Source organism: Georgenia deserti, from assembly GCF_042680605.1.
In the GTDB taxonomy this organism is placed as follows: domain Bacteria; phylum Actinomycetota; class Actinomycetes; order Actinomycetales; family Actinomycetaceae; genus Allobogoriella; species Allobogoriella deserti.
Genome location: NZ_JBHUEE010000002.1, coordinates 146,219 through 171,924, shown reverse-complemented (window position 1 = coordinate 171,924; position 25,706 = coordinate 146,219). Strand labels below are relative to the sequence as shown.

General features: G+C 70.8%; 21 protein-coding genes. 8 read left to right on the top strand and 13 right to left on the bottom strand.

Going from position 1 to position 25,706, the window contains the following annotated elements; all coding sequences use genetic code 11:
* Positions 1-123 precede the first annotated feature (123 nt).
* The 5 genes from typA (at position 124) to ACFSE6_RS04435 (ending at position 6,541) form a co-directional block, all read left to right on the top strand.
* A complete protein-coding gene (gene typA, locus ACFSE6_RS04455) occupies positions 124-2,064 on the top strand; it encodes a translational GTPase TypA (protein ID WP_388002603.1) in 1,941 nt (646 codons plus the stop codon).
* A 100-nt stretch (positions 2,065-2,164) separates the two neighbouring features.
* A complete protein-coding gene (locus tag ACFSE6_RS04450; RefSeq protein WP_388002600.1) occupies positions 2,165-3,274 on the top strand; it encodes a PIG-L family deacetylase in 1,110 nt (369 codons plus the stop codon).
* Between the two features lie 26 nt (positions 3,275-3,300).
* Complete coding sequence (locus tag ACFSE6_RS04445) at positions 3,301-3,693, top strand: hypothetical protein (RefSeq protein ID WP_388002597.1); 393 nt, start codon at positions 3,301-3,303, stop codon at positions 3,691-3,693.
* A complete protein-coding gene (locus ACFSE6_RS04440) occupies positions 3,690-4,193 on the top strand; it encodes a flavin reductase family protein (protein ID WP_388002594.1) in 504 nt (167 codons plus the stop codon). The genes ACFSE6_RS04445 and ACFSE6_RS04440 overlap by 4 nt, the downstream gene beginning before the upstream one ends.
* A 119-nt stretch (positions 4,194-4,312) precedes the next feature.
* Positions 4,313-6,541 (top strand): VanW family protein, encoded by a 2,229-nt coding sequence (locus ACFSE6_RS04435; RefSeq protein ID WP_388002591.1) that lies wholly within the window; start codon positions 4,313-4,315, stop codon positions 6,539-6,541.
* Positions 6,542-6,559: 18 nt separating this feature from the next.
* Here ACFSE6_RS04435 and ACFSE6_RS04430 read toward each other — a convergent pair whose 3' ends face one another.
* Positions 6,560-6,802 carry a putative acetyltransferase gene (locus tag ACFSE6_RS04430; protein ID WP_388002588.1) on the bottom strand — a complete coding sequence of 81 codons (243 nt, stop codon included), beginning with the start codon at positions 6,800-6,802 and terminating at the stop codon, positions 6,560-6,562.
* A gap of 112 nt (positions 6,803-6,914) precedes the next feature.
* Here ACFSE6_RS04430 and fdxA point away from each other — a divergent pair, with 112 nt between their 5' ends.
* The 3 genes from fdxA to ACFSE6_RS04415 all read left to right on the top strand — a co-directional run bounded on the left by fdxA (position 6,915) and on the right by ACFSE6_RS04415 (position 10,037).
* Positions 6,915-7,232, top strand: coding sequence for a ferredoxin (gene fdxA, locus ACFSE6_RS04425; protein ID WP_388002585.1), 318 nt, complete (start codon positions 6,915-6,917; stop codon positions 7,230-7,232).
* A 1-nt stretch (position 7,233) separates the two neighbouring features.
* On the top strand, positions 7,234-8,376 hold the full coding sequence (gene dapC / locus ACFSE6_RS04420) for a succinyldiaminopimelate transaminase (protein WP_388002582.1): 1,143 nt from the start codon (positions 7,234-7,236) through the stop codon (positions 8,374-8,376).
* A 338-nt stretch (positions 8,377-8,714) separates the two neighbouring features.
* Positions 8,715-10,037 (top strand): citrate synthase, encoded by a 1,323-nt coding sequence (locus ACFSE6_RS04415; protein WP_388002579.1) that lies wholly within the window; start codon positions 8,715-8,717, stop codon positions 10,035-10,037.
* A gap of 149 nt (positions 10,038-10,186) precedes the next feature.
* On the opposite strand, the gene ACFSE6_RS04410 is transcribed toward ACFSE6_RS04415, so the two are convergent.
* The 12 genes from ACFSE6_RS04410 to ACFSE6_RS04355 all read right to left on the bottom strand — a co-directional run bounded on the left by ACFSE6_RS04410 (position 10,187) and on the right by ACFSE6_RS04355 (position 25,476).
* Positions 10,187-11,671, bottom strand: coding sequence for a sulfatase family protein (locus tag ACFSE6_RS04410; protein ID WP_388002576.1), 1,485 nt, complete (start codon positions 11,669-11,671; stop codon positions 10,187-10,189).
* Between the two features lie 172 nt (positions 11,672-11,843).
* A complete protein-coding gene (locus tag ACFSE6_RS04405; protein ID WP_388002573.1) occupies positions 11,844-13,013 on the bottom strand; it encodes a glycoside hydrolase family 1 protein in 1,170 nt (389 codons plus the stop codon).
* A 10-nt stretch (positions 13,014-13,023) separates the two neighbouring features.
* Positions 13,024-14,067 (bottom strand): alpha/beta hydrolase, encoded by a 1,044-nt coding sequence (locus ACFSE6_RS04400; protein ID WP_388002570.1) that lies wholly within the window; start codon positions 14,065-14,067, stop codon positions 13,024-13,026.
* Complete coding sequence (locus ACFSE6_RS04395) at positions 14,064-15,887, bottom strand: ABC transporter ATP-binding protein (protein ID WP_388002567.1); 1,824 nt, start codon at positions 15,885-15,887, stop codon at positions 14,064-14,066. The genes ACFSE6_RS04400 and ACFSE6_RS04395 overlap by 4 nt, the downstream gene beginning before the upstream one ends.
* Positions 15,884-16,834 (bottom strand): ABC transporter permease, encoded by a 951-nt coding sequence (locus ACFSE6_RS04390; protein ID WP_388002564.1) that lies wholly within the window; start codon positions 16,832-16,834, stop codon positions 15,884-15,886. The genes ACFSE6_RS04395 and ACFSE6_RS04390 overlap by 4 nt, the downstream gene beginning before the upstream one ends.
* A complete protein-coding gene (locus ACFSE6_RS04385; protein ID WP_388002561.1) occupies positions 16,831-17,811 on the bottom strand; it encodes an ABC transporter permease in 981 nt (326 codons plus the stop codon). The genes ACFSE6_RS04390 and ACFSE6_RS04385 overlap by 4 nt, the downstream gene beginning before the upstream one ends.
* The gene (locus ACFSE6_RS04380; RefSeq protein ID WP_388002558.1) at positions 17,808-19,472 is read right to left on the bottom strand and encodes an ABC transporter substrate-binding protein; all 1,665 of its coding nucleotides are present in this window, start codon (positions 19,470-19,472) and stop codon (positions 17,808-17,810) included. The genes ACFSE6_RS04385 and ACFSE6_RS04380 overlap by 4 nt, the downstream gene beginning before the upstream one ends.
* A 128-nt stretch (positions 19,473-19,600) precedes the next feature.
* Positions 19,601-20,608, bottom strand: coding sequence for a LacI family DNA-binding transcriptional regulator (locus ACFSE6_RS04375; protein ID WP_465254117.1), 1,008 nt, complete (start codon positions 20,606-20,608; stop codon positions 19,601-19,603).
* Between the two features lie 169 nt (positions 20,609-20,777).
* Positions 20,778-21,707, bottom strand: a complete 930-nt coding sequence (locus tag ACFSE6_RS04370; protein WP_388002555.1) for a hypothetical protein — start codon at positions 21,705-21,707, stop codon at positions 20,778-20,780.
* On the bottom strand, positions 21,700-22,665 hold the full coding sequence (gene dapD, locus ACFSE6_RS04365; protein ID WP_388002552.1) for a 2,3,4,5-tetrahydropyridine-2,6-dicarboxylate N-succinyltransferase: 966 nt from the start codon (positions 22,663-22,665) through the stop codon (positions 21,700-21,702). The genes ACFSE6_RS04370 and dapD overlap by 8 nt, the downstream gene beginning before the upstream one ends.
* Before the next feature lie 19 nt (positions 22,666-22,684).
* Complete coding sequence (locus tag ACFSE6_RS04360; RefSeq protein ID WP_388002549.1) at positions 22,685-23,581, bottom strand: NUDIX domain-containing protein; 897 nt, start codon at positions 23,579-23,581, stop codon at positions 22,685-22,687.
* Positions 23,582-23,640: 59 nt separating this feature from the next.
* Positions 23,641-25,476: an acetyl/propionyl/methylcrotonyl-CoA carboxylase subunit alpha gene (locus tag ACFSE6_RS04355; protein ID WP_388002546.1), complete on the bottom strand. Its 1,836-nt coding sequence runs from the start codon at positions 25,474-25,476 to the stop codon at positions 23,641-23,643.
* Positions 25,477-25,706 lie beyond the last annotated feature (230 nt).

The following is a 25,706-nucleotide window of genomic DNA, read 5'->3' as shown; positions in this document are numbered from 1 at the left end:
ATGTCGATCACCGACCGGAAGCGCCGGCAGCCTCGGCCGGTACCATGGCCGCGTAGCAGTGCGCCGTTCTCCGGCGCCCGCCCGCGCGGATCGCGGGCCCCTTCTCCTCGAAAGTGAGTCAGCATGTCCGTGCGCTCCGACCTGCGCAACGTCGCCATCGTCGCCCACGTCGACCACGGGAAGACGACTCTCGTCGACGCCATGCTCCGCCAGGCCGGAGCGTTCGGTGCCCACCAGCAGGTCGAGGAGCGTGTCATGGACTCCGGTGACCTCGAGCGGGAGAAGGGCATCACCATCCTCGCCAAGAACACGGCGATCCGGTACACCGGCCCGTCGGCCGCGGCCCGCGGCGAGGACGACGGCGTGACGATCAACGTCATCGACACCCCCGGGCACGCCGACTTCGGCGGCGAGGTCGAGCGCGGCCTCAGCATGGTCGACGGTGTCGTCCTGCTCGTCGACGCCTCGGAAGGGCCGCTGCCGCAGACCCGCTTCGTCCTGCGCAAGGCCCTCGCCGCCCGGTTGCCGGTCATCGTCGTCGTCAACAAGGTCGACCGGCCCGACGCCCGCATCACCGAGGTCGTGGCCGAGACCACCGACCTCCTGCTCGGCCTGGCGAGTGACCTGACCGAGGAGATGCCGGACGGGGCCGAGCTCGACCTCGACGCCATCCTCGACGTCCCCGTGGTCCACGCCTCCGCCAAGGCCGGCCGCGCCTCGCTGACCCAGCCGGAGGACGGTGCCCTCCCGGACAGTGAGAACCTCGAGCCGCTGTTCGCCACGATCCTGGAGAAGATCCCGGCACCGACCTACGAGCCGGACATGCCGCTCCAGGCGCACGTGACCAACCTCGACGCCTCGCCGTTCCTCGGCCGCCTCGCCCTGCTCCGCATATTCAACGGCACCCTGAACAAGGGCCAGCAGGTCGCCTGGGCGCGCCACGACGGCACCATGAGCTCGGTCCGGATCACCGAGCTACTTCAGACGCGCGGGCTCGACCGGGTCCCCACCACCTCGGCCGGCCCCGGGGACATCGTCGCCGTCGCCGGCATCGCCGACATCATGATCGGCGAGACGCTGACCGACCTCGACGACCCGCGCCCGCTCCCGCGCATCACGGTCGACGAACCCGCCATCTCCATGACCATCGGCATCAACACCTCGCCGCTGGCCGGCAAGGGGGCGGCCAAGGGCGCGGCGCACAAGCTCACCGCCCGCCAGGTCAAGGACCGCCTCGACGCCGAGCTAGTCGGCAACGTCTCGCTGCGCGTGCTGCCCACCGATCGCCCCGACGCGTGGGAGGTCCAGGGCCGCGGGGAACTGGCGCTCGCGATCCTCGTCGAGCAGATGCGGCGTGAGGGCTTCGAGCTCACCGTCGGCAAGCCTCAGGTGGTCACCCGCACCATCGACGGCGTGCGTCAGGAGCCGATGGAGCGCATGACCATCGACGTGCCGGAGGAGTACCTCGGCACCGTCACGCAGCTCATGGCCGCCCGCAAGGGCAGGATGGAGACGATGGCGAACCACGGGACCGGGTGGGTCCGCATGGAGTTCCTCGTCCCGGCCCGCGGTCTGATCGGCTTCCGCACCCGGTTCCTCACCGAGACCCGCGGCACCGGCATCGCGTTCTCCATCTCCGAGGGCTTCGAGCCCTGGCACGGCCCGATCGAGATGCGCTCGAGCGGTTCGCTCGTGGCTGACCGTCCCGGTGCGGTGACCCCGTACGCGATGATCAACCTGCAGGAACGCGGCTCGTTCTTCGTCGAGCCCACCTCCGAGGTCTACGAAGGCCAGGTGGTGGGGGAGAACTCCCGCAACGAGGACATGGACGTCAACATCACCAAGGAGAAGAAGCTGACGAACATGCGCTCCTCGACGGCGGAGACCTTCGAGAACCTCGTCCCGCCGCGCAAGCTCACGCTCGAGGAGTCCCTCGAGTTCGCCGCGGAGGACGAGTGCGTCGAGGTCACGCCCGAGGTGGTCCGCATCCGCAAAGTCATCCTCGACAGCCAGGAGCGCTACCGGGCGGCGGCACGGAACAAGCGGGCGGCCGCGTCGGTCTGAGGCCGCGCACCGCGCGTCCCCGAACCTCGCGGGCGGGACCTGCTACGGCCGAACGGCACGAGATGTGCCGTCCGCGGCGAGGACGCGTCATGATGGAGGGATGAGCGACCCGCACGCCCTCTCCCATGCGCCGCTGGCCACCGGCGGAGTGTTCGGCGTGTTCGCCCACCCGGACGACGAGACACTCGGCGCCGGGACGGTCCTCGCCACGGCCGCCGCCGCCGGCGTGCCGACGACGGTGGTCACCGCCACCCGCGGCGAACGCGGCGAGGTCATCCCGCCGGAGCTGGCGCACCTGGCCACCGACCCCCAGTCGCTCGCCCACGAGCGCGAGCACGAGATCGGCCGGGCACTGCGAGCCCTCGGCCTGACCGCCCACCGCTTCCTCGATACCCAGCCCGGATTGGAGGCGCGGCGGCCCACCCGGTTCACCGACTCCGGTATGGCGTGGATCCGCCCGGGCCTGGCCGGGCCGGGAGAGGAGGCCGGGCCGGACGCATTCTCCGGCGTCGCCGTCGAGGTGGCCGCCCGGCTGCTGGCCGCGCTCCTGCGCCAGTGCCGCCCACAGGTGGTCCTCACGGACGAGCCGGGCGGTGGCTACGGGCATCCCGACCACGTGCACGTCCACCACGTCACCATGCGCGCGGTCGAGCTCGCGGCCGACGCCCCACCGGTCGAGGACGAGGACGACCCGCTCGACGGGCTCGACCCGTGGTTCGTGCCCGTCCTCGCGTGGCCGGTCAATGCGGAGGAGCGTTACCGCGCGGCGCTGCACTGGTTGGAAGAGATGGTCGAGCACGATCCGCAGTTCGGCCTGCGGGGCGACGTGCTCGGCGCGAGTCCCGCCGACGGCGACGTGCCCTCGCGCGTGGTCCCGCTCGAGTCGGTCGACCTCACGCTTGACATCAAGCCGGTGCTGCCCGTGCTGGCGGAGGCGCTGCACGCGCACCGTACCCAGATCCAGGCGACCCGCCTGCTCGACCGCTCACGCCCGGAGCAGCGTGGCCTGCCGCTGGTCGGCTGGTTCGCCCTCAGCAACGGTATGCTCCAGCCGATCCTGGGCACCGCCGGCCTGCGCCTGGCCTCCGGCCGCGACCTCGTCTCCGAGCTGACCGACCCGCGCACCGTGGACGGCCTGACACGGGACCGGCTGGCCGGCACCCACGGGCTGGATCGGCTGGCCGCCTACCTCGGTGGCGCACGGGTATGACCGAACCGGTCCAGGACCAGGAGGCCATGAGCACCGACGCACCCGTCGGCATCGCCGCACACGTCGCCGCGGTCGTCGTCGGCGTGCTCGTCGGGCTGTGCGGCACTCTCGCGCACCGTTGGGGCGACGACGGACTGCCGGAAGGGCTGCTCTTCGCGCTCCTGCTCGTCCTCCTCGGCGGGCTCTTCGCGCGCGCCGCGGCCGACCGCGCCGGAATGGTGCTGTACCTGCTGACCGCCGTCGTCGTGGTTCTCGGGTTGACCTTCCTCGGACCCGGACGAGACGTGTTGGTGACCGACGACCTGGTCAGCCGGATCTGGTTGCTCGGTGCGCCGGTGGCCGGGGCCGCCGCGGCACTGATGCCCCGGTCGCTGTTCTCCGACCGGCCGCGTGGCACACGGGAGGACGGACGGCCGTGAGCGAGGTCCGCAGCGAGCAACTCGTCCACGACTTCCGCGCCACCATGGCGCGCCTGCCCGGCGGCGTGACCGTCGTCGCCGTCCGCCACGGCAGGCTCGACCTGGCCATGACCGCCACGGCGGTCGCCTCGGTCTCGCTGCGACCGCCGATGGTGCTCTTCTGCGTGCACACCGACGCCCGGTTGCGAGAGGCGCTCGACGAGGTCGACAGCTGGGCGTTGAGCATCCTGGACGGTTCCGGCTCGGTCGCCGCCGAACGGCTCGCCGAACCCGGCCGTCCCGCCGTCGGCCAGCTCGTCGGCATCGAGCACCGCCGGGGTCCGCACAGCGGCGCCGCCCTCATCGAACCGGCGCAGGGGTGGCTCGAGTGCCGGACGGCCTGGATCCGCACCGCCGGGGACCACGACGTCGTCGTCGGTGACGTCGTCGACGTCGCAGCAGGATCGACCGGGACGGGTGGACTGGTCCACCACCTGGGACGGCTCCGGACACTGTCCTGACCCGCCGGGGTCGCGAGTAACGATGTGGTGACGGCGCGCGCCGCACAGCGGGTGCGCCCGGCTCGGCGACTAGCATGCATGAGGGTCCGCGCCGGGCCCAGGGGGATAGGGACTACTGAGTGACTGACGACCGCACGCCCGAGCACGGGCGCGAGAACGCGACGCCGGACGACGGCGCCCCGGAGCCGGGCTCCGGGATGGCGGACCTGGACCGTGTGCTCGATCGGCGCCAGCGCGACCCGGACGAGGTCCCCCCGCCCCCGCCGCCCGCGGACGAGGACCTCGCCTCGGGCCGCTCCGAGGCCGACCCCGGCAGTGATGGCGAGCCCGGGACGGCGGCCTTGGAGAGCGCGACGGCGCCCTCACCGGACGGGCCCGAGGACGCGGAGGGCACCGCCGCCGGGTCCGCCGCGACACGGGACGAGGACGTGACGGAGACCACCGTCATCACGCCCGAGGAAGCGCCCGCGACCGACGCCGCCGCAGGAGCGTCCGCGCACCCGTCGGCAACGGCCGATCCGGACGCCACCTCGCACCAGGAGGACCCGATGGCCGCCTTCGCACCGGAGACGGACCGGCCCCGCCGCGGTCGGCGCGCGGCTCTGGTGACGCTCCTGGTCGTGGTCGTCCTCGCCGCCGCCTACGGGGCGGCCGCCTGGTTCCTCGGCGACCGGGTCCCCACAGGTGCGACCGTCGCCGGGGTGCCGATCGGCGGGATGTCCGGCAACGAGGCGGTCGACCGGCTCGAGCGGGAACTGGGTCCGGTCGCGGAGGAACAGGTCCCGGTCACCGTCGGTGAGGGTGTCTCCAGCATCGACCCGGCCTCCACCGGCCTGAGATTCGACGCCGAGACCACCGTGGATGATCTGGTCGGCTTCACGCTCGATCCGCGTGTGCTCTGGGGCCGTGCGTTCGGGCTCGGTGCCGTCGACCCCGTCACCGAGCACGACGAGGCGGCCCTGCGGGAGGCGGTGCAGTCGTCCGCGACCGAGCTCGACGTGGCACCGGTCGAGGGGGCGATCGCCTTCTCCGGGACCACACCGGAGGTCACCGAACCGGAACCGGGAACCGCCGTCGACGTCGACGCCGCGACCGAGCAGATCGCCGAGGGCTGGCTCACCGAGGAGCGTCCCATCGAGCTGTCGACCGAGGAGGTGGCGCCCGATATCGGGCCGGACGCCGTCGAGACCGCGCTCACCGAGCAGGCGGAGCCGCTCGTGTCCGGTTCGGTGACCGTCGAGGTCGGCGACCAGCTCGCCGAGCTCGGTCCGGACCAGCTCGCCTCGCACGCGACGTTCGAGGCCCGGGACGGCGCACTCGAGCTACGCCTCGACGGCGAGGGCCTCGCCGACGAGGTGACCGAGGTCAACCCGGACATCGAGACGGCAGGGGAGGACGCCCGCATCGTCCTCGGCAGTGACGGCCCGGAGATCCGCCCCTCGTCCACCGGCACCGGCCTCGATCCGGACCAGCTCGCCCGCGCCGTCAAGCAGGCCGGCACCTCCGGAGAACGCACCGCCGAGGTCGAGCTCGTCGAGTCCGAGCCCGAGTTCACCACGGAGGACGCCGAGGAGCTCGGCGTGAACGAGGTGATCTCCGAGTTCTCGACCCCGATGCCCTACAACCCGGTCCGCACCACCAATCTCCAGGTCGGCGCGGACAAGGCCAGCGGCACCCTGATCATGCCGGGCGAGGAGTTCTCGCTGCTCGACGTCATCGGTCCGATCTCCGCCGCCAACGGCTACGTCTCCTCCGGCGTCGTCGAGGACGGCTTCGAGTCCGAGGCCGTCGGCGGTGGCCTGTCCCAGCTGTCCACGACCCTGTACAACGTCGCCTTCCTCGCCGGTATGGATGACGTCGAGCACACCCCGCACAGCCGCTGGTTCGACCGCTACCCCCAGGGCCGCGAGGCCACGCTGTGGGAGCCATCCATCGACATGGTGTGGCGCAACAACACCGACTACGGCGTCCTCGTGGAGGCCTGGGTCAGCTCGGACCGCGTCCACGCCCGGCTCTGGGGCACGGATGTGTGGGACGTCCAGACGTCCACCTCCGATCCGTACAACATCGTCAGCCCGCAGACCGTCTACAACCCCTCTCCCGAGTGTGTCCCGGAATCGGGCGGTCAGAACGGCTTCTCGGTGACCGTGACGCGCACCCGCTCGCGGGACGGCGAGGTGGTCGACGAGGAGAGCTGGAACTGGACGTACTCGCCGTGGAACCACGTCGTCTGCGGTTCGCCGCCCTCGTCCGGAGGTGGCGGTGACGGTGACGACAGCGGCGGTGACGGCGGCAACGGCGATGGCAACGGAGGTAACGGCGGCGGGAACGGAGACGGCGGCGGCTGAGCCCGCTACGCACTCCGGTCAGTCCGCGCGCGGCCGCCTGCGCGGCGGAGGCGGCGGCACCCGCTTGCCGGTGACCATCGCCTCGCCGGGCACGCGCACGTCACCGCGCCGCGTGCGTACGACGACGCCGTCCTCGGCAACGTCGAGCAGATCACCGAGGGCATCATGCAGCCCGTCCTCGGCCCGGTATCGCACGACCACCCGTTCGCCGATCTGCCAGCGGGTCCACGGCGGGGGTGACGACGGCGCAGTATCAGTCATGTCTCACATCGTGCCCCGAGTCCCCGCGCGGTCGTCGTCACGCCGCTCCCTGCGCGATACTGGACGGACCGGCCGCCGCGTGCGTCCCGCTCGAGACGAAAGGAAGGCCTCCGTGACCTACGTCATCGCCCAGCCCTGTGTGGACGTCAAGGACCTGGCGTGCGTCGACGAATGCCCGGTGGACTGCATCTACGAAGGCAAGCGGATGCTGTACATCCACCCGGACGAGTGCGTGGACTGTGGCGCATGCGAACCGGTGTGCCCGGTCGAGGCCATCTACTACGAGGACGACACCCCCAGCATCTGGGCCGACTACTACAAGGCCAACGTCGAGTTCTTCGACGACATCGGCTCGCCGGGCGGTGCCGCCAAGATGGGCATGATCGACAAGGACCACCCGCTGGTCGCTGCGCTCCCCCCGCAGGACTGACGTGCCGCTGCACGGCACGGCACTGCCCGACTTCCCCTGGGACTCCCTGACCGGGGCCAAGGAGCGAGCCGGTGCGCATCCCGGCGGCATCGTGGACCTGTCGGTCGGGACGCCGGTCGACCCGACCCCGGCGGTGGCACGCCACGCGCTCGTCGCAGCGGCCGACGCGCCGGGATACCCCCAGACAGCGGGGACACCCGAGCTGCGTACTGCGATCGTCGACTGGTTCGCCCGCCGGCGTGGCGTGACCGCCCTTGAACCGGCCGGCGTGCTGCCCACGATCGGTTCCAAAGAGGCGGTCGCGCTCCTGCCGGCCCTGCTCGAGCTGGGACCCGGCGACGTCGTCCTCCATCCGCAGCGGGCCTACCCCACCTACGACGTCGGAGCCCGGCTCGCCGGCGCGACGCCGCGACCCGTGGACCCCGCGGATCCGGACTCCTGGCCGGACGACAAGCGGGTGCGCCTCGTCTGGCTGAACTCGCCCGGGAACCCGGACGGGCACGTGCTCGGCGTCGAGCAGCTCGCCGCCGTCGTGACCTGGGCACGCCGCCAGGGCGCGGTGGTGGTCTCGGACGAGTGCTACGCCGAGCTCGGCTGGGCCGAGCCGTGGGCCAGCGACGGCGTCCCGAGCCTGCTGGACCCGCGCGTGTGCGGGGAGGACCCGTCCGGCCTCCTGGTGCTGTACTCGCTGTCCAAGCAGTCGAACCTCGCCGGATACCGCGCCGCGCTCGTGGCGGGTGATCCGGCCCTGGTGGGCCCGATGCGAGAGGTGCGGCGGCACGCGGGGATGATCCTGCCGGCGCCCGTGCAGGCGGCCATGGCGGCGGCGTTGGGCGACGACGACCACGTCGCCGAGCAGAAGGCCCGCTACCGGGCGCGACGGCTGGCGCTGCTGGAGGCTGTCGCGACCGCCGGGCTCGAGCAGGACCCGGCTTCCGTGGCCGGGCTGTACCTGTGGCTGCGGAGCGGCTCGGCGTCGTCGTGGGAGATCGTCGACCGGTTGGCGGAGCGCGGCATCCTCGTCGCGCCCGGCAGTTTCTACGGCCCGGCCGGCGAGGGGTATGTCCGGATGGCGCTGACGGCCACGGATGAACGTGTCCAGGAGGCGGTGACCCGGCTCGTGGACGGCGGCTCCCTCCGCTGACCCCACACCCACCCCAGGCCCGCCGACTCGTCATTCCTGTGCCCACTCGTCATTCCTGTGCCCACTCGTCGATCCTGTGCCCACTCGTCATTCGTGTGCCGACTTCTCGATCCTGTCCCGGACGGTCTCACACGGTGGAGGAGACGGCGTCGGAGCGCGGCACGGGGCTCGGGGGCACGGCTGGTGCGGCCACCGCCCGGGAACGGTGCGAGGCCACCGCTTTCGCCGGGTTCTGCATACCTCTGCCGATGGCATATGTTGGTAGCCGGATCCCGGCAGAACCCGGGGACGTACGTATGCGGTGCGGCGCCCACAGGTGCCCAGCGAGGAGGAACCACATGTCGCAGACCGAAGTCAGCGCGACGGCGGTCGACAATGCCGGCCCGGCGACGCTCAACGTGGACGGAAAGACCCTCCAGTTCGAGCGGGTGCCGGCCGTGGAGGGCAACGACGGGGTCGACATCTCCTCGCTGCTGAAGGAGACCGGACTCGTCACGCTCGACACCGGCTTCATGAACACGGCCTCGACGACCTCGGCCATCACCTATATCGACGGCGCCAACGGCATCCTGCGATACCGCGGATACCCGATCGAGCAGCTCGCCCAGAACTCGAACTTCCTCGAGACCGCGTACCTGCTCATCTACGGGGAGTTGCCGGACGCCGAGACCCTCGAGGCGGTCGAACGCCGGATCAAGCGGCACACCATCCTGCACGAGGACTTCAAGGCGTTCTTCACCGCCTTCCCATCCAATGGGCATCCGATGGCGATCCTGCAGGCCGGGATCTCCGCGCTGGCCACGTACTACCAGCACACCCTCGACCCGCACGACGAGTACCAGCGCGAGCTGTCGACCGTGCTGCTGATGTCGAAGGTGCCGACGATGATCGCGGCGATCGCCAAGCGTGCCACCGGCTTGCCGCTGCTCTACCCGGACGCGTCGAAGGGCTACGTCGAGGACTTCATCCGGATGACGTTCGGGCTGCCGTATCAGCGGCATGACATCGACCCGGCCATCGTCAAGGCCCTCGACATGCTGCTCATCCTGCACGCCGACCACGAGCAGAACTGCTCGACCTCGACCGTGCGCATGGTCGGCTCCGCCCACGCCAACATCTACGCCTCGGTGGCGGCCGGCGTCGGCGCGCTGTCCGGGCCGCTGCACGGCGGCGCCAACGAGGCGGTGCTCGAGATGCTCACCGAGATCCAGGCCAGCGACGGCGACGCCTCGGACTTCATGCGCCGCGTGAAGAACAAGGAGGACGGCGTCCGGCTCATGGGCTTCGGCCACCGGGTCTACAAGAACTACGACCCGCGCGCTGCTATCGTCAAGGACGCCGCCCACGACGTCCTGCAGAAACTCGGCAAGGACGACGAACTCCTCGACATCGCCATGGGCCTGGAGGAGATCGCGCTCAACGACGACTACTTCATCGAGCGCAAGCTCTACCCGAACGTCGACTTCTACACCGGCCTCATCTACAAGGCCATGGGCTTCCCGACATCGATGTTCACCCCGCTGTTCGCGATGGGCCGACTGCCGGGCTGGATCGCGCAGTACCGGGAGATGATCGCCGACCCGAGCACCAAGATCGGGCGTCCGCGTCAGGTCTACACCGGTGCCGCCGAGCGGGAGTACGTCCCAGTCGAGCGGCGCTGAGCCGTCCGCCGCGAGGCCCCCCGTACCAGGTCGGTGCGGGGGCCTCGTCGTCGATGCCCGGCGCCCGGAGCCCGGTGCCCGGTGGCGCCCGGCGGGGAGCCGACCGCTCATGCGACGGCGACGGCGCCCGGCCGGATACCGCTATCAGGTCAGGGCCGGGGGGCGCTGGCTGCCCGCGGCCGGGGTGGGTTGACCACTCGGGTGGGCCGACCGTCGGCGTCCACCGGCAGCTCGTACGGCTCGTCCCCGACCGCGGCCTGCTCCTCGGCGAGCCGGCGTTCTAGCTCGGCTCGCACCTCCGCGTAGGCCGGGTCGTGCGCCACGTTGTTCAACTCCTCCGGGTCCTCGGCTAGGTCGTAGAGCTCCCACTCGGGTGAGTAGAGGTTGCGGCGCGTGCCCGGGAGCCCGAGTCCGTCGTTGTAGAAGTAGATGAGCTTGTAGCGGTCGGTGCGGATGCCGTAGTGGGCAAGCGCACCGTGGATACCGTCGTCGTTCTCCCAGTAGCGGTAGTACAGCGCCTGGTCCGGATCGTTCGGGATGCCGTCGCGTAGTGCCGTGAAGAAGCTCGTGCCCTGCATGCCCGGATCCGGCGTCACTCCGGCGGCCTCGAGGAACGTCCGCGCGAAGTCGACGTTCGTCACGATCCGGTCGCTGCGGCGTCCGGCCGGCAGCGCCGCCGGATAGCTGAGCAGCAGCGGCATCCGGATCGACTCGTCGTACATGAAACGTTTGTCGAACCAGCCGTGATCCCCCAGGAAGAAGCCCTGATCGGAGGCGTAGGAGTAGAAGGTGTCCTCGAACCACCCGTACTGGCGCAAGCGGTCGGTCAGACGGCCCACGTTGTCGTCCACCGACGCCACGCAGGCCAGGTAGTCCTCCATGTACCGCTGGTACTTCCAGACCGCCAGTTCTTCGTAGCTCAGACCCGACGGCGGATGCTGCTTGAGGTCCTCGAGCGTCAGATGGTCCGCGATCCGCATGGCGGCCCGGTGCGCCGCGAGCCCGCGGGTGGCGTAGTCGTCGGTGAAGGTCGTCGGCACCGGGATGGGGTCGGAGTACATCCCGGCGTGCGCGGCGTCAGGCTCCCACGAGCGGTGGGGCGCCTTGTGGTGGACCAGCAGGCACCACGGCCGGTCCGGATCCTGCTCGTGCCACTCGTCCATCCAATCCAGCGCCACGTCGGTGATGATGTCGGTCGCGTACCCATGCCGCCGGGTCTCACCGTTCTCGGTGCGGAACACCGGGTCGAAGTACTCGCCCTGGTCGCGCAGGATCTCCCAGCGGTCGAACCCGCGGGGCCGGCTCCCCTCGCCCTCACCGAGGTGCCACTTGCCGACGATCCCGGTGCGGTACCCCTCCTCGTGCAGGCGGCTGACGAACGTGGGCAGCTCGCGGTCCATGGGCGTGGACAGTGTCGTAACGCCGTTGATGTGGCTGTACGTGCCGGTGAGAATCGAAGCCCGGCTGGGCGTGCAGATCGAGTTGGTGCAGAAGCAATTCTCCATCACCCAGCCGTGCTCGGCGATCTCGTCCATGCGGGGGGTGCGGTTGACCACCGACCCGTACGCGCCGACGGCGTGCGAGGCGTGATCGTCGGTCAGGACCATGAGGATGTTCGGACGACGGCGACTCATCGTGGTTCCTCTCCTTGTGCGCCGGATGGGGGCCGAGTGCTGTGGATCCGCGCCGAGTGCTGCCACTTGCGCTGAAAGCGGATGTTCAAACGTCGGCTTTCCGCGGAATCGGCTACTCTCGACGACGGGTCGGTCGGGCGTGACCAGGCCGTGTGGCGGCCCGGTCACCCGGTCAGAGGGCGTTGGCCCGCGCGACGGCGCCGTACCAACGCGCCGAGGGCTTGATGTGCCGCTGGAAGGTCTCGCTGTCCCACCCGATGAGGCCGAACGTCGGGCGGTAGCCGCTCGCCCACTCGTAGTTGTCCAGGAGACTCCAGTGCTGATAGCCGCGCACGTCGATGCCGTCGGAGATCGCCCGGTGCACGCCCTCAAGGGCACCCTGCGTGTAGGCGATCCGGCGGGTGTCGTCACTGGTGGCGATGCCGTTCTCGGTGATCATCAACGGCACCTGCCCCGACAGCTCCCACGCGCTGCGTAGCCCGAGCTCGGCGGCCGGGGGGAAGAACTCCCAGCCGGTCAGTGTGGTCTCCCTCTCCGGGGAAGTGGGCAACGGGCCGTCCGGGCCGATGAAGGTACGGGTGTAGGCCTGTACGCCCAGGAAGTCGTCACCGGCACTGTTCTCCAGGTACCAGAAGTCCCGAGGATAGCCGTACTCCTGGAGCTTCTCGGCGCTGCCTTCCTCCCCGGTCGCATGGAACGCCTGTGTCGCGACGGTCCACCCGGACCGCAGACCGGGTACCGCGGAGAGCACCTCGCGGCTGCGCCGGTGGGACGCGAGCAGCTGGTCGGCCACGTGCAGATCGGGGAACGCCAGACCGTGCGCCACCAGGTTCTTCGCGTCCTCGCCGCCGGCGATCATCGCAGCGATGTTCGGCTCGTTGATGGTGCAGACATAGCGCACGCCCTGCAGGATGGGCAGCACCGTCTCGGTGTAGCGCGCGAACAGATCCGGGGCGTCGCCGGCACGCCAGAATCCGTCCCGTTCGAACCACCGCGGCACGGTGAAGTGCATGAGGGTGACGATCGGCTCGACGCCGTGCTCGAGGCATGTGTCGATCATTCGGCGATAGTGCGCCAGCTCGGCCTTGGAGACCACGCCGCGCTCGGGCTCGATCCGGGACCACTCGATCGAGAACCGGTAGGAGTTCAGCCCGAGGTCCGCGAGGATCTTGATGTCCTCGGCGTAGCGGTGGTAGCTGTCCGCGGCATCGCCGCTCGGCTCGACGATGTGCGTGTCCGGCTCGTGCTCGTGCACCCACCAGTTCGAGTTGATGTTGTTGCCCTCGATCTGGTGGCCGGCGGTGGCGGCGCCCCAGAGGAAGCCGTCGGGGAAGGAAAGCACAGTGCTCCGTTCATCTGATCGTGGCGCCCGGCTCAGCCGGGCGGGGACGGTGCCGTCGGCGTCGCCCCGGTCCTGCATGACATGGGTGGTGTCCTGTCCGCCCGGCCGCCGGAGCGGTCACGGCGACAGGCAGTGACATCTCTGCGTGTTCTCTAGCGGTGGCGGCTCCAGAACGAGGTGAGGATCTCGGCGGTCGCGCCGGGGTTCTCCAGCGCGGGGGAGTGGTCGGCCCCTGGAACCACCGAGTAGGGTGCGCCGAGGCGCTCGGCCATCTCGGCCTGCCAACTCGAGGGCCAGTGCTCGTCGGTCTCGCCCGCACCACGTGCGCGGGGACACCGGTGGCCCCCAACGCGTCCGTGCGGTCGTCGGCGACTTCGAGAATCTCGCCTCCTCCGACAATGCTCAGCGGTGAGGTGTCGAGCAGACGCCGACGGACGAACCGGGTGTCCGGGTCCATCTCCGACTCATCGATCCCGATCCACCGCGGGTTCCCGGCCTCCCACAGTGCCCGGTTGCCCGGTCCCGCGGCGAGCACGCGTTCCCGCAGCTTCCGGTGCGGCCAGCCTCGCGGGCCGGAGCACAGCAGGGTGACGGAGGCGAACAACTCCGGCCGCGCGATGACGGCCGCACGCCCGATCACGCCGCCCAGGCTGTGGCCGAGCAGGTGCACGGGACCGCCGTCGAGCTGCTGCGCGACGGTGACGACGTCGCCCGCCTCGGCGTCCAGTGTGTAGGCCGCAGGGTCCTGGGGGTCGGTCGAATCTGCCTGTCCGACCCGGCTGATCGCCAGCGCGGCCCAGCCGCGCTTGCGCAGGATCGGCAGCAGGCTGCGGAAGTCCTCCTTCGACCCTGTGTATCCGGGCACCAGGAGAACGGTCCCGAGCGGGTCGCCGTCGGGCAGCACGCGTGCGCCCGAGAGTGCCCCGTACGGCATGGCGATCTCGACCGTCTCCACGAAGGGGGCCAGCGTCAGCTCGCCATAGGGAGGGCGCGCGGGCAGAGTGGCCAGCCTGCTCCGGCCGGAGTGCTTGCCGTGGGTATGACCGGGGGTCATGCGGCTCCATGGATACGCGCGGGGTTCGGGATGGCGTCCAACAGGGCGGTCGTGTACTCGTGCTCGGGGTGGCGCATCACCCTCGCCGTCGGACCGGATTCGACCACGCGGCCCTGACTGAGCACGAGGATGTCGTCAGTGATGAGGCGCGCGCTGAGGAGATCGTGGGTGATGTACAGCAGCGAGACTCCCCAACGCTGACGCAAGTCCCGCAGCAGTTGCAGCACGCCGGCGCGCAGTGAGACGTCGAGCATGGAGACCGGCTCGTCGGCAATGATCACCTGCGGGTCGCAGGCGAGCGCCCGGGCGATCACCACGCGTTGACGCTGGCCGCCGGAGAGCTGGTGTGGCAGCTTGGCGGCGAACTCCTCCACCGGCGTCAGTCCCACCGTCTCCAGGAGCTCGAGGACGCGACGTCGGGCGTCGCGGCCCCTGAGCCCAGCGAGGTTGACCACCGGGCGGGTCAGTGCGTACTCCACGGTGTGCAGCGGGTTCAGGGCCGCGTACGGGTCCTGGAAGACCATCTGCATGTCCCGGCGCAGGACGCGCAGCCTGCGGCGGGGAAGATCGCCGACCGAGACGTCCCCGAACCGGATACTGCCGGACGTCGGGCGCTCCACACCCGTGAGCATCTTCGCGATCGTGGACTTACCACTGCCGCTCTGTCCCACCAGGGCCAGGGCGGCACCGGGCTCCAGGGTGAAGGAGACGTCGTCGACGGCCTGGACCGCCGCCGCGCGGCGACGCGGCGGCGGGTAGACCTTCGAGACGTGCTCGACGGTCAGGGCTCGCTCGCCGCGCCGTGCCCCGCCCGTTTCGGCGCCAGGAGTTGCGAACCGGCTCATCGCGTCCTCGCGGGGGCCGCCGGAGACGTGGTCTCGGCCGTCGGCCTGCCCCGGCCCGCGGTCGTGCGCAACGGGATCCCCGTCCGACGCTGATCCGTTCGTGCCCGGATCGTCGCGGTCGACGACGGCACGATCCTCGAGCCCCGGGAGAGTGACGATCTCGGCCCGCGGGTCGGCATAGTGGCCGAGCAGCATGCGGGTGTAGTCGTGCTGTGGCTCGTGGAGGATCCGGCCGCTCGGGGCGTCCTCGACGATCTCGCCGTCGTGCATGACCAGCACGCGCTGGGCCGACTCCAGCACGACGCCGAGGTCGTGGCTGATGAGGACGGCCGTGAACCCTTCGGCACGCTGCAGGTCCCGGATGGTGTCCATCACGGCGTGCTGGACCAGGACGTCCAGCGCCGTGGTCGGCTCGTCGAAGACCATCAGCTGCGGCTCGAGCGAGAGCGCGAGGGCGATCGTGACGCGCTGACGCATGCCACCCGAGAGCTCGTCGGGATACCGCTCGAGCACGGACTCCTCCAGCTCGACCTTGGCCACCAGCTCGCGAGCACGCTCCTCACGTCTGGCGGCCGGGACGTGGCCGTGGGCCGCGAAGATGTCGCGGAAGTGGTTGCGGATCGTGCGCACCGGGTTGAGCGCGTTCATGCCGGACTGGAGCACCATGGCGAAACCGCCGCGACGCTGCACCCGCAGCTCCTCCGCGGACAGCGGCGCGATGTCGCGGCCCTGGAAGAGGATGCGCCCGCCGCTGATGCGCGCCGGCGGTTTCGCCAGCTTGGTGATCGCGAATCCCAGCGTGGACTTGCCCGAACCGGACTCGCCGACCAGGCCGACGAACTCGCCACGTCCGATGTCGAACGAGACGTCCGTCACGGCGTGCGTGGTCGGCGCACCGACCGGTTCGTACACCACCGAGAGATCCTCGACGCGCAGGATCGGATCCGAAACCGTCGTGCTCCTCTGCTCGCTCATCGACCCGTGCTCCCTTCGCGCAGCCGAGGATTACTGATGCCGTCGACGCCGAAGTTGATCAGCGTCAGCGATGTCGCCAGCAGGGCGATGGCGAGACCAGGAGCGAAGAGCAGCGCCCACTGGCCGGACAGCAGCGCGTTGGAATTCTGCGACCAGTAGAGCATCGTGCCCCAGGTAACGATCGAGCTGTCCCCGAGCCCGAGGAACTCCAGGCCCGCCTCGGCGAGGATCGCCGCGGTCGCAGAGCCGAAGAAGCCGCCCGCGATGATCGAGGTCATGTTCGGCAGGATCTCCCGGAAGATGATCCGCGGTGCCCGATCCCCGGAGAACCTGGCAGCCTGGACGAAGTCACGCGACCGGAGCGACCTGGTCTGACTGCGCATCACGCGCGCACCCCAGGCCCAGCCGGTGATCGCGATGACCGCGATGATCACGGCGATGCCGCCGTTCTGGAGGTAGGCGGCGATGACGATCATCAGCGGCAGGCCCGGGATCACCAGGAAGAGGTTGACCACGAAGTTCACGATGTCGGCCGGCAGCCCGGAGATGTATCCCCAGGTCAGGCCGACGAGGACGCCGATGACTGTCGCGATGCCACCGGCACCGAACCCGACCAGCAACGAGATGCGCGCGCCGTAGATGAGCTGGCTGAGCACGTCCTCGCCGGCCGCCGTGGTGCCGAGCCAGTGGGCGCCGGAGGCGTCCATGCTGCGCTCGAAGCTGTTGTCGGTGGGGGAGTAGGGCGCCAGCACGGGTGCGACGAGCGCCATCACCACGAAAACGCCGAGGATGATGACACCGGCTCGTGCTTTGCGGTTGCCCCAGATGGTCCGCCCGGCGCGGGCGAGTGAGACGAACCGCCCCGGTGCCTGCTGCCCCCCGGTTACCGGACCACGTCCACGGTCGGTCAGCGGCTCGGTCGGGTCATGCGTCGTCGCAGAGTTCATCGTCGTGTCCTTGGGTCGAGAACGCCGTACAACAGGTCGACCACGAGATTCGCGACGAGCACGCTGACGGTGATCATGAGGAAGAGGGCCTGCATGAGCGGGTAGTCCTGGCCGAGCACCGCGTTGAAGAGCAGGTAACCGATGCCCGGGTAGCTGAAGACCTGCTCGACGAGGATGGAGCCGCCGACGACGCCCCCCAGGGCCAGACCGAACCCGGTGAGGTTCGGCAGGATCGCGTTCCGCGCGGCGTACCGCAGCGCCACGGTGCGTCCGCGCAGCCCGTTCGCCTCGGCGAAGGTGACGTAGTCGTCGCCGAGAGTGTTGATCATCGCGTTCCGCATGCCGATGATCCACCCGCCGAGGGACGTGACGAACATCGTCAGAGCCGGGAGCGCCGCATGGTAGAGCGCGTCCCCGAGGAACTCCCAGGACAGGTCCGGTACGGCGGTGGCGGAATAGGCGCCGGAGCTGGGGAAGAGGTGCCAGAGGTAGCCCAGCACGAACAGCAGCAGCAGCGCCGTCCAGAAGTACGGGAAGGTGTTGACGAAGGAGCCGCCCACGGTGGGCAGCGCATCCAGCCACGTGCCTCGCCGCCAGGCCGCCAGTACCCCTAGCAGTGTCCCGACGACGAAGGCCAGGACCGTCACCGCGCCGACGAGCACCAGCGTGTACGGCAGGGCCTGGCCGATGAGGGCGGCGACGGGCTCCGGATAGAAGGCGTAGGAGTTGCCGAAGTCGAGGCGGACCACCTGACCCAGGTAGGCGACGTACTGGCTCCACAGGCTTCCGCCCGGGATGCCGAGCTGCGCCTCGATCGCCGCGCGGGTGGCCTCGGTGACCGGTCCGTTCTCACTGAGCCGGGCGATCGCGGCGTCGGTAGGGGACCCGGGCATGAGACGGGGGAGGAGGAAGTTGAGGCTGACGGCCGCCCACAGTGTGAGCAGGAACAGGCCGACCTTCTGCAGCGCGTACCTCACTGGTCACCCGCGCCTTCGACGGGCCGCAGGTGGGTCATGATCAGCAACAGGCTCGATCCCCAGGTCTGCAGCGGGGCGTACGGGTCCTCCTCCGTGGGCCAGCCGGTGAAACGCCCGTCGTTGTACAGGCCCCAGAGCGCTCCGTAGTAGAGCGAGATGACCGGGACCTGGTCGTAGAACTCGTGCTGCAGGCCGGTGATGATCTCCCGCTGCGCTGCCTCGTCGGTGGTGCGGCGGTACTGCTGCAGCAGATCGTCGACGTGGTCGTCACGGAAACGGATGCGGTTGTTCTGCGACGCTTCGCCCACCGGGGCGTAGAACTCCGAGGACAGCAGATTGTTGTAGCCCTGGTACGCGTCGCCTCCACCGGAGGAGTTGATGGCCGTCTCGAAGTCGCCGTTGCTCATCGCGGACTCCTTGGCGGCGGCCTGCGGCGCCTCGATGGTGACCTCGATGCCGATGCGGCGCAGCTGCCGTTGGATCTCCTGGCACGCGCGCAATGCGTCGGTGTACCCGTTGGCCGTCATGATCGAGAAGCTGAACGGCTGCCCGTCGGGTTCGCGCATGGTCGTGCCGTCGTAGCTGAAGCCGGCCTCCTCGAAGGACTCGATGGCGGCCTCGCGATCCTGGGCGATGATGCCGTCGTCCGGGATGACCGGATCGAGCAGATCCTCCTGGTTGGGCAGCAGGAGCCCGGTCTGGCTAGCCACGTCCATGTGGCCCTCGACGGCGACCTCGGCGATGCGCGCCTTGTCCAGGGCTAGGGCGAGGCCACGGCGCACGTCGACGTCGTCGAACGGCTCGACCTCGTGGTTGGGTTGCAGGCTGATCGTGCCGCCCGGCGGGAACCAGTACTTGTTGTGTTCGTTGGCAGCGCCCCAGGTGCCCTCGACGTCGCTCATGAACGAGTACCCGAAATCGAACCCGCGGGTGACCAGATCGACCTCCTTGTTCGCCGCGGGCAGCACCACGTGCTCGATGCGGACGGTGTCGGCCTGCCAGTAGTCGTGGTACTTGTCGAGGCTGTACTGCTGCGGGGTGAAGTTGCCGACGGTGAACGGACCGGTGCCCACCGGGTCCTGGTTGCGCCAGGTGGACGGGTCCTCGACGTCGGCCCAGATGTGCTCCGGCACGATGAGGGTCTTGCCGATGACCGAGACCGCCGGGACGTCCGCGCTTTTGAGGTGAAAGGTCACGGTGTCCCCGTCGGCCTCGACGGATTCGAGGCGGTTCCACGCCCCGTTGAGGTCGATGGCCGGGTTGTTCTTCAGCAGCTGGAAGGTGAACAGGACGTCCTCGGCCGTGAACGGCTCGCCGTCCTGCCACGTCACGTCCGGGCGCAGCTGCATCTCGATGGTCGCCGGATCCGGCTGGGACCAGTCCCGCGCGAGCCAGGGGCTCTGCTCGCCGTCGAGTGGGTTGATCATGATGAGCGGCTCGTAGATGTAGTCGGTGGCCGCCCGGGAGCTGGACAGGTACGGGTTGAAGTTCCGCTCGAAGTTCGGCGACCCGGCGTCGCCGGCCACGAGCAGGGTGTCGTCCCCGATCGAGGGGTCCGGACGGCTGTGGATCTGGACGCTGCACCCGCCGAACGCCAGCCCCACGGCCACCGCGGTGGCCAGTACCAGTCGCCACCTGCGCCGCTTCTGCGTCGTTGCCACGTCGTTCATTCCTTCACGTCGTTGTCTCGGCTTCGTCGGCCGATGCGAGCAATGTATGCGCATACATTGCCATTCGGCAAACGGCCTGCTCGGGCGGGGTGGTGGCCTGCCGTCCGGGCGAGGGAGCGTCAGTCCGCAGGCGGGCAGCTGTCGCGCAGGAGGACCTCGACCGGGAGTTGAAGGCCGCAGGGTGGAAGCTCGGGCTCGCCGAGCCTGCGTAGGAGGACCTCGACGGCACGTTCGCCGAGCGCGGTCATCGGCTGGCGGACCGTCGTCAGCGACGGGTTGGCGTAGCGCCCGGCGTCGATGCCGTCGAAGCCGGTGACCACGCACTGGGTGGGCACGCGCACGCCCACCCGCCGCAGGGCGTCGAGGGCGCCGAGGGCGCTCTGGTCGTTCGCGGCCACCACGGCGCCCGGGCGGCGGACGCGCAGGAAGTCCGCCGTCGCGGCATAGCCGCCCTCGTGAGTGAACTCGGCCGGGCGGCGGTGGACGTCCTCGTCGGCTCCGTCGACGGCCTCACCGAAGCCCGCAGCGCGCGCCTCGGCGTCGGGGGACTGGCGCGGGCCCTCGAGGTAGAGCACTGGGCCCGGGGGCTTGACCTGGAGGACGTGGCGGCTCAGTGCGCGCATCCCCCCGCGGTTGTCGACCTCGACGTGATCGACGCCGCCGGCCCCCGTCCCCGCGAGGACGACGATGGGCAGGCGGCGGGCGGTGCGGGAGACGAGGTCGTCGGAGAGGGTGCGAGCGACGACGGCCAGTCCGTCCACCCGGCCGGCGATGTCGCTGAGCACCATCTCGCGGCTCATCCCCCGGCCTGCGGTGACGGTCAGCGCGTATCCGGCACGCCAGGACGCGACCTCGACGCCCCGCAGCAGTTCGTCGAAGTAGAGATTCGGGGACGTGGGCGTCAGTGCGGCGGCCCGGTCGTCGATGAACGCCACCTCGCCCGAGCGGACCGGTGCGGAGCGCCCTGGTTCGAGATCGTCGTGTCCGGGCAGCAGCAGGCCCAGGACGGAGGTGCGCCGTCCGGCCAGTCCGCGCGCGCTGGCGCTCGGGACGTATCCCAGCTCGCGGACCGCGGCCATGACACGCTCCCGGGTCGCCTCACGGACGGCCTCCGGTTGCCGGAACACACGGGAGACCGTCGCAATCGAGACACCCGCCTGCGCTGCGACGTCGTAGACGGTCGGGGTTTTGACGGACAGGGATACCTCCCGGGCAGGGACCGCAGCACATCGTACGCATCTGCGTCGATGATGGGCCCCGCACCGGCACCGCGCGGCCTCGCGCGCTCAGGGGAACTCATGCGATGACGACGGCGCCCGGGCCGGCCTGCTGGAGGGCCCGGGCGACGGACTCGGGCAGGTCGCTGTCCCCGACCGGAGCCCAGCCCGCCTCCGCGCCGTCGTCGCGCACCCACGCCTGCCCGTCGGTGGCCACCACGCTGACCCCGGTCGCCTCCGCGGTCGCCACCGCCCACTGGGCGAGGGCCCAGCCACGGCGCGCGGGCGCGTCGTCCAGCCCTGCCGGGAGGGTCGTGGCGTCCACGAGGAGGTGGTCCTCGGCCCGTTGTAGGCCGATGTCGACGAAGTCGCGTGCCAGCCGATCGGAGACGGTATCGAGCGCGCCGGCCGCCGACCCGCCGCCGTCGGCCGCCGGATCGAGCCGGCACACCAGGGCGCCGGTCGAGTACCCGGTCAGTGACGACGCGAACGCCCGTCCGCGGGACTCGTGCTGGGCGTAGGCGTCCGGGAACGCCGAACGCTGGACGTCCTGGGCGGCGTCGGTGACCTCGGCAGATTCCCACCCCTCGACGGTGACCAGCACGTCGTAGAACGCGTTGGTCGAGTAGACCGGGTCCATGATCTCCTCGACCGTTCCCCAGCCCTGCGAGGGGCGCTGCTGGAACAGCCCGACGGAATCACGGTCGCCGTAGTCGATGTTCCGCAGCCGCGACTCCTGCATCGCCGTCGCGATGGCGATCGTCACCGCGCGTGCCGGTAGTTCACGCCGCAGGGCGACGGCGCCCATGAGTGCGGCGTTGTCGGCCTGGTCCGGGGCGAGGCCGAGTGTCTCGTCCTCCAGCGGCGCGGTACAGCGGCCGGTCCCCGAATCCGTCGCCGTGAACACGCGCAACGCCAGCACGACGGCGACGACGGTGACGGCGAAGACCACGACGGCGAGCGCCAGTCCGGCGAGGCACCCGCGCCGCGGTCTGCCGCGTTCAGCCATGGAGGGCGGCGTTGAGCTCCACACCACTCCCCGAACGCGGTAGCGCCTCCACGGCGCCGGAGAGGGAGTTGCGGCGGAACAGCAGGCTGTCCACGCCCGAGAGCTGCCGGGCCGCGACCACCGGCGGCTCGTCGAGCTGCCCGCCGTCCGGACGCATCCCGTCGCCCGCCATCACCGAGACCTTGGTGCCGGCGGTCAGATACAGGCCCGCCTCGACCACGCAGTCGGCCCCCAGCGAGATCCCGAGGCCGGCATTGGCGCCGATCAGCGACCGAGGCCCCACGGCGATCCGCTCCTTCCCGCCACCGGAGAGCGTGCCCATGATCGACGCGCCGCCGCCGATGTCGGCGCCGTCGTGGACGACGACGCCCTGGGAGATCCGTCCCTCGACCATGGACCGGCCCAGCGTGCCGGCGTTGTAGTTGACGAACCCCTCGTGCATGACGACCGTGCCCTCGGCCAGGTGGGCACCGAGACGGACGCGGTCGGCGTCCGCGATCCGCACGCCGGTCGGCATGACGTAGTCGACCATCCGGGGGAACTTGTCGACGCCGTGGACGGTGACCGCGCCGTGGCGCGCCTTCAGTCTGGCCCGCGCGGTCTCGAACCCCTCGACGGCGCACGGGCCGGCCGAGGTCCACACGACCGTGGTGAGCACGCCGAAGACGCCGTCGAGGTTGACGGCGTTCGGGGTCACGAGGCGGTGGGAGAGCAGGTGCAGGCGCAGGTAGGCGTCGGCGGCCGAGTCGGGGGCGGCGTCGAGGTCCGCCTCGGTGCGCACCACCTGGGTGCGCACCTCGCGGTCGGGGTCGGTGCGCTCCAGAGCCGTCAGCTCGGCCGGCGCGGTCGCGTCCGCAGGTGCGGCGCCGAGCGCGGGCGAGGGGTACCAGACGTCGAGCGTGTCGCCGGAGGTGGTGAGTGTGGCGAGGCCGAAGGCCCATGCGGTGCGGTCGGTCATGGCTCCAGCCTAAGGCGCGTCAGTGCCGGACCAGGCGCGGCCCGACCACCCGGGCGCCGAGTGCGGTGACCCGGTCGATCAGGCCGCGGTCCGCCGTCGTGACGACCACCTCGTTCAACGGGTCGCCGGACAGGCGGCGCACCTCACTGACGATCGCGTCGTCGCCGCTGCCGGGGGCATCGACGACGTCCACACCGGCCGCCGGACCGACACCGCGGGCGCGTCCCTCGGTCACCAGGACCGCCCGGGGGAACCACGTCTGTCCGGGCAGGCCGACGTCCGACCCGGACAGTCCGCCGGCGCTCACTCCGGCGAGATGGTCACGCAGGGCGGTCGTCGCCCCGGCCCGGTCGGCCCACCACCCGTCCGGCCGCGAACCGACGACGTTCGCCGCGTCGATCACCAGCACCAGGCGGCGCAGCATGCCGCGCAGCTCGCCCAGGGCGTCGCCGAACGCCGGGAGCAGTTCCCGTTCGGTGACCTCGCGCAGCGGTACCCACGCCACCTCGAGACTCTCCGGGTCCGCCACGGAGGGCTCCTGCCGTCCCACGGCCTCGGCGAGCACCGTGGTGTAGGTCCAGTCCGGGTGCACGAGGCTGCGCTGTGCGCGGACCTCGAGCGCCGAGGCGTCCAGGCCGGCCTCCTCGACCGCTTCTCGCACCGCCCCGCGGCGGGCGTCTTCGCCGTCGCCGAGCGCGCCGCCGGGTAGGCCCCAGGTGCCTCCGAAGTGGGACCACAGGGCTCGGTGCTGCAGCACGAGTTCGACGCCGTCGGTGGCGTGGCGCCACAGTAGCAACCCGGCCGCGCCGTTCAGGCCCCAGTGCCGGGACCCGCAGGCGCACTCGACCCACCCGTCCCCGGGCTGGCGATGCACCCGGGCATCGGGCGGCCGCCGGGCAGGCTGGGGCGCACTCACGTCTCCAGCCTCGCACAATCGGTGGTCGCCGCGTCGTCGCCGGCCTGCCGACCGGCGCGCTAGCTCTCGACCGGCTCGATCTGGCAGATGACCGCGCCGGTGCCGACGTTCTGCCCGACCGCGGCCGATATCCCCTGGACCCGGCCGGACCGGTGGGCGAGCAGCGGCTGCTCCATCTTCATCGCCTCGAGGACGACGACGAGATCACCGGCCTCGACGATGTCCCCTTCGTCGACGGCCACCTTCACGATGGTGCCCTGCATCGGTGAGGACAGCGCGGCGCCGTTGCTCGAGGCGCCCGCGCTCTGGCGAGCCGCGGTCCGCCGGACCGGGCGCCGCTGGCCGCCTCGCATGCCACCCGAGATCCCGAGTCCCGCGGGCAGGACCACCTCGAGCCGCTTGCCGCCGACCTCGACCACGACGCGTTCGGTCGCCTCGGGCTCGGCCGCCGGTTCCGGGGAGGCAGCCGTCTCGGCCGGCCTGGTCGACGACAGGGCGCGCACCGTCTCGGCGTAGTCCGTCTCGATCCAGGTCGTATGCACCCGGAAGGAGGCCGCGCCGTCGGCGGCGACGAAGTCCGGCGCGCTCAGGACGGCGGCATGGAACGGCAGCACGGTGGGCATCCCACCGATCTCCGTCTCCTTCAGTGCGCGCCGGGCCCGTTCGATCGCCTGGGCGCGGGTCGCGCCGGTGACGATGATCTTGGCGAGCATCGAGTCGAACGCGCCCGTGACGGCGTCCCCGGCGACCACCCCGGAGTCCACGCGCACGCCCGGGCCGGAGGGCCAGGTCAGCGAGTTGATCGTGCCGGGCGCGGGCATGAACCCGGCGGCCGGGTCCTCGCCATTGATGCGAAGCTCGATGCTGTGCCCGCGGATCTGCGTGCCGTCGTAGCCCAGCTCCTCGCCCGCCGCCAGACGGAGCTGCTCGCGCACCAGGTCGATGCCGGTGACCTCTTCGCTGACCGGGTGCTCGACCTGCAGCCGCGTGTTGACCTCCAGGAAGGAGATGGTCCCGTCTGCGCCGATGAGGAACTCGCAGGTCCCGGCGCCCACATAACCGGCTGCGCGCAGGATCCCCTGGGACGCCTCGACGAGCGCGGTCTCCTGCTCGGCGGTGAGGAACGGCGCCGGAGCCTCCTCGACGAGCTTCTGATGGCGCCGTTGGAGCGAGCAGTCCCGGGTCGAGACGACGACCACGTTGCCGGCCGCATCGGCCAGGCACTGTGTCTCCACGTGCCGGGGGCGGTCCAGGAACCGCTCGACGAAGCACTCGCCGCGTCCGAAGGACGCCGTGGCCTCCCGGACGGCGGACTCGAACAGGTCCGGGATCTCCTCCCGGCTCCGGGCGACCTTCAGGCCACGGCCGCCACCGCCGTAGGCGGCCTTGATCGCCACCGGGAGTCCGTGGGTGTCGGCGAACGCCAGCACCTCGTCGGCGTCGGAGACCGGATCGGGGGTGCCGGGCACGAGCGGAGCCCCGACCTGCTGGGCGATCTGGCGGGCGGTCACCTTGTCGCCGAGGGCGTCGATCGCCTCGGGCGGCGGGCCGATCCACACCAGGCCGGCGTCGAGGACGGCACGGGCGAAGTCGGCGTTCTCCGAGAGGAACCCATAGCCGGGGTGGACCGCGTCCGCGCCGGAGCGGCGCGCGACGTCGAGGATCTTCCCGATGTCGAGGTAGGTCTCCACCGCACGTGCCCCACCGAGCGCGTAGGACTCGTCGCACAGTGTCACGTGCAGGGCGTTCCGGTCCGGGTCCGCATAGACGCCGACGGTCGACAGGCCGGCGTCGGCGCAGGCGCGGGCGACACGGACCGCGATCTCCCCCCGGTTCGCGATGAGCACCTTCTCCAGCGGGCGGGGCGAGGCCGACGCTGTCGAGGTGCTGGGCATGAACAGGCTCCTGAGGTGCGCGAGAAGGGTGGATGCTCGGCCGAGACTATCCACGTCGCGTCCGGGCGGCCCACCTCGACCCTGCCGTTGCGGAGAAGTCTGTCCGAGTGGCTAACCCGGTGGCGCCACCCTTGTGGAGGTCCCACAACACAGGTCGCGCATGCTGCGGCTACGTAGCCGTAGGTTGTAGGAGTGGCACAAATCACGTCGGCGGCCGTCCGTGCGGCACC